General features: G+C 33.6%; 5 protein-coding genes. All 5 read left to right on the plus strand.

Features of this window, described 5'->3' with window-relative positions:
* Window positions 1–170 precede the first annotated feature (170 nt).
* Window positions 171–569, plus strand: coding sequence for a substrate-binding domain-containing protein (locus KKC91_08720; protein MBU0478635.1), 399 nt, complete (start codon window positions 171–173; stop codon window positions 567–569).
* 23 nt (window positions 570–592) lie between these two features.
* On the plus strand, window positions 593–1,222 hold the full coding sequence (locus KKC91_08725; GenBank protein ID MBU0478636.1) for a type II secretion system GspH family protein: 630 nt from the start codon (window positions 593–595) through the stop codon (window positions 1,220–1,222).
* 24 nt (window positions 1,223–1,246) lie between these two features.
* Complete coding sequence (locus tag KKC91_08730) at window positions 1,247–1,852, plus strand: hypothetical protein (GenBank protein MBU0478637.1); 606 nt, start codon at window positions 1,247–1,249, stop codon at window positions 1,850–1,852.
* Window positions 1,849–4,320, plus strand: a complete 2,472-nt coding sequence (locus KKC91_08735; protein MBU0478638.1) for a DUF4838 domain-containing protein — start codon at window positions 1,849–1,851, stop codon at window positions 4,318–4,320. The genes KKC91_08730 and KKC91_08735 overlap by 4 nt, the downstream gene beginning before the upstream one ends.
* A gap of 5 nt (window positions 4,321–4,325) precedes the next feature.
* Window positions 4,326–5,098 (plus strand): hypothetical protein (locus KKC91_08740; protein ID MBU0478639.1); only part of this gene is annotated, 773 nt, incomplete at its 3' end.

Consider the following 5,098-nt stretch of genomic DNA (forward strand, 5'->3'; position numbering starts at 1 on the left):
CCTTCTGTTCTCCTTCGTCATAACTGTCTCCTTTCTATGCCGATAGCATTATTACGGCTATCGGTATAATGGCACAAAAAAACACCGATGTCAACCACATCGGCGAGAAAACTTATTAGCTTAACTTAACACGTATGCCCAGTAGGGTTGAAGGATACAAAAGAGCATTAATGCAGTATAACATAAAACTTGACCCTTCTCTAATAAAGCACTGTGAAGGTTATAACATGGAAGACGGGTACGCCGTAGCTAAAGACTTTATAGAGATGAAAGAAAGACCCACAGCAATATTTATGCGCAATGATTTTCTGGCACTTGGAGCTATAAAAGCCATTAATGAAGCAGAGCTCAAGATTCCACATGATATAGCTATTGTCGGGACTGACAATATTGAAATGAGTAGATATTGTAATCCTCCTCTAACTACTATAGGATATTCTAGGGAGAAAGAAGCTAGATATCTTGTTGAAAAATTAATAGAGCGAATACAAAAGAAGAAAACTAGATATGCACAGATTGTTCTAGAGCCAAGCTTGATTGTAAGAGAATCTACAAGAAGGGTAAAGTAACTGAAGAAAGGTGGTGAGTTAAAGTGTTAAATAAAATAAGAAAATGGGGAACGAGGGCGGGATTTACACTTCTGGAGCTTTTGGTTGTGATTGCTGTTATAGGCTTACTTGCCAGTATGTTGCTTCCAGCACTCAGTAAAGCAAGAGAGATGGGAAGAAGGGCAAAATGTATGAGTAATTTGAGACAACTAGGACTAGCTTTCCAGATGTATACTTCTGACTATGATGGTTTTCTCCCAAACTACAGAGATGGTAGTACCATTTGGTTTAACATGTTAGCCAATGATGGGTATATAGAATATACCGCAAGTAAAGATAATTCCCTTCTATGGTGTCCAAGCGCGAAGTCAGATGAAAAAGCATATTTTGAGACTACTGCGCATACTGTCTATGCTTATAACAGAGGACTGTCCGGCAAAAAAGAGTCACAAATTAAGTATTCCTCAAAAGCGGCGTTACTTGTTGATGGCGGATTAGACCTCTACTATGTTACCTACTATACTGCTGGTTGGTTTTCCAATTCATACCGCCATAATGAAAAATGCAATCATGTTTTCCTTGATGGTCATATAGAATCACTTTCTGCAGAGGATGTATCAAGAGACCAAACCACAGATACTGGCAGAAATTATTGGTTTGGCATAGATCCTTAAATATTAAACTAAACGGAGGGTAAAATGAGCAAAAAAATATCTATAGTGAGTATTGTAGCTGGGTTATTATTCATGGTAATTGCGTTTACTCAGGAAGTCAGAGCAGAAGAAAAGAAAGAATATGTCTATAATTGGGTTGAGGTTGAAGGGTATGTATCAAGAGGAATGGATACTTTACTTATTGAGACAGATGATACTGCCTGCAACAATAGCTGTCTCAAGGTTGTGGAAAGCGAGAAATATAAAGGAGGAGGAAACTATTGGCCTTATATTTCCTTCAAGTATCCTTTTCTGCTAAATATTCAATACTATATATGGCTGCGTGTACAATCCCCGGTAAATACCGAATTTTTGGTAAGAGTGAAAGACTGGGTTCATGGCGGTGTACAATATGATGGGGTGATTAATTTTGATAATTCTGTTAGAGCAAGAACAAAAGCTAATGAATGGGTTTGGCTGCCCTATCCAAAAGAGAAACTTTCCAATTTAATAAAAACAAAAGAGCAATCCATTTCGCATCTATATATTTTCCCTAACCAGATCGGGGCAAAAATAGACTCTATGCTGGTTACTACTGACCCTGATTTTATCCCTAAAGGAAAAGATACGAGTAAAGATAAAAAAAAATGATTAAAAATCCTGGATTTGAAGCAGACGAATATTGTTGGGAAAGACATATAGTGTCCGGTAAATTTAATTTTGCAATAGATGAAACTATCAGTAGAAATGGAACCAAATCAGCTAGAATAGATTGTATAGAAAAAGGCAGGGCAAGATGGTACCAGAATACCGATAATGCTAAAAAAGGATCATGTTACAAATTTTCGTGTTATGTGAAAGCTAAATCAAGCGAGAATGTTAAATCTGAAACAATTGGGGATATATTAATAACTACAGATGGAGTTGCATTTTACGAGAAGTTTTATCCATTAGAAACATGGCAATATATTAGCGGTATAATCACTGCAAATTCCCCTAAACTTACTTTAGTTCTTGAATTAAGAGAAAAAGGGACTGTATGGTTTGATGATATAAAATTAAGCGAATATAAACCTAAAGTTATATTCTCAGCTAATGTCGAAAAGCACAAATCTTATGTCCTGTATTTACATAAATTACCTCCAGAATTTGTTGGAAAGGGTATAAGGATATATGGAGAGAATATTGTTGATAAAACTTATCAAAGCCGGGTTGATAATGGGAATCTGTATTGCCCTTTTATTGCCAAGGGGACCGGGAAAATAGAAGTGTTTTTACAATCTATCCTTGACATAGAAATAAAGAAACAAGATATAGAATTTTTAATATCTGATATTCCGCTTATTGATAAAAGCATACCAGAACAAGTATATAAAGGTTTATGGGAAATAGAAGATAAGGATGTAGTTCCTGCTGAAAAGAAAAGTATTCATATCCATAAGAAATTAAATGGTAATTGTATACTCATAAAAGACGGTAAATTTTTAAGTAAAACTTTCAAATATAAAGATAATAATCCAACACTTAACTTTGCATCTGAAGAACTTAAAAAACATCTTCAAATGATATCAAAAAATGAAATTTCATTAATGGATTCAGACACAATAAATGAGGATGGCATCTATATTGGCAGAATAGGTTCATGGAATAATAAGGAAATAAGAAATATTTTAAGGGAATATCCTTTAGCGAATAGAGAATCATTTATTATATATGCAAAAGATAGTAAGATATTTATCTTAGGTAAAGATTATGTCGGTTGTCTCTATGGAGTGTATCATTTTTTGAAAAATTACATTGGATTTTATTTTGTTGCTCCAGGTGAAAATGGAACATATTTTGAAAAAACCAGTAATATAACTATTTCAAACTTTATTGATGTTGAAAGCCCTGATTTCCTAATGCGAAAATGCCATGGCTGGATTTCACATCGTGAAAAATCGACCAGTAATTATTTTCTTGCAGATTGGATAGTAAAGCAGGGCATGAATTACTGTACTATATATTGGGGAAATCAACCATGGAAAAGTAAGGAGCTTAGAGAAAGGTTAAGCACATTAGGAATTTCCATAGATACATCGGAGCATAGTTTTAAATACTGGATTCCAAATGACCTTTTTGAAACTAAGCCTGATTTTTTCCCATTGATTGAAGGGAAGAGAAGAAAAACAGGAACATATAGACAAATTAATACAGCCAATTCAGAATTAATTGAATATATATCAAAAAAGATAATTGCGCATATTGAGGAATATCCGGATGTTAAAAAGATAGGAATTATACCTACTGATTCAAATCTTATTCATCCAAGTTGGAGCGAGGATGATAATTCAATAAAACTTGATGGGGCAAAAACAAGATATATAGCTCTTGAGGAATTAGATCAATCAAAATCAAGAAGATATTTAATTTTTGCCAATGAAATAGCAAAAAGAGTCTGCAAGGTTTTCCCTGACTGCACCTTAACAATTCAGGCGTATCATGAGACTTTGATCCCTCCCATAGATATAAAACCACATCCGAATTTACAATTGGCCATTGCGTTTATTAAAAGAGATTATTTACATAGCCTTGCAGATAAAAGAATAGCTCGTAACAGATATTGTTATAAAACACTTCTTGACTGGATGAAAATTACTGATTTTGTATGGATATATGAATATATACATGGCAGATATCCGTTCCCAAGACTTCCAATAATGCAAGAAGACTTCAAGCATTATTTTCAAATAGGTATAAAGGGAATTAATTTTGGTCTTAGTCCCTATCCTGAAGGATGGAAAACTCATGGAATGAATTATTATATTGCTTCTAATTTATGCTGGAATGCTGAAAAAGATTACCGTATTTTAGTAAAGAGATTTATTAAAGGGTATTATCAAGAAGCTTCTTCTTTCATTGAAAAATTCTATGAGACACTACATGATCAGAAATTCCAAGAAGATGTTCAGGCACTTGCATGGCAATTTGATGTTCCCAAAATAGCAAGTAAGAACACAGCGTTAAAGTGTTTAGATTATCTATCCAAGGCAAGAAATCATGCGGAAAAAGACATTGTAAAAGATAGAGTCAATACTTTATATGGAAATTTTAGAACTCTTTTGGGTAAAGATAATTAATAATAGTGAAATCAGCAGAGAGATTTGAAGAAAATATTGTTGAAAGACTGATTATAAAGGCAGAAGCATTTTTTCAGGCAGAGAAATGCGATGAATTTTCTGCTGATAGTCACTTCCATTCCTATACTCAAAAATTTGGCTTGCCTGAAAAGAGATATGGCGCTTTTTGTTTTGAAAAGCCAATAAAAACTGAATTCTATATAAAAAGATTATTTGATTCGTCAAAGAAACGTTCGCGATTTCTCCTGAAAATTGTGAGTATGTTAAAAGACTGGAAGAAATATACCTGTCCTATAGAAATAAAGCTTAACAATAAAACAATATTCAAAGATTTTGTCTTTTTTGAAAATGTATGTAAGGGCTGGCCAGCAAATTACTTCAGGCTTCCTATAGAAACCTTAAAAAAGGGCAAAAATACTTTGCAGATATCGAATTTGAGTAAAGGAACAGTAAAGGAAAATTTTCTTATTATAAGCAGTATAGAAATAATTGAGAAAGAACCTTATAAGGATTTTGAAATTATCTCATGTCCTGAAATAGTTGAGAAAGGCTCTTTATTCGAAATTACACTTTCTGTATTAGAGAAACACTCAAGGATAGAGGTTAAATGCGATAAAGAAATTGATTTCAAGGGTGTTTACTGTGTATCAGCGCATGATCAGGGTTGGCATGATAAAAGACCTACTGCTTCATCAGTTACAAAGCTTGAAAACCCGGGGAAATACAAATTTTTGTTTCTAGCTAAAGAGGAAGGGATAAATAAAAAAATCTCTATTCA

The sequence above is a fragment of the bacterium genome, from assembly GCA_018812485.1.
Taxonomy (GTDB): domain Bacteria; phylum JAHJDO01; class JAHJDO01; order JAHJDO01; family JAHJDO01; genus JAHJDO01.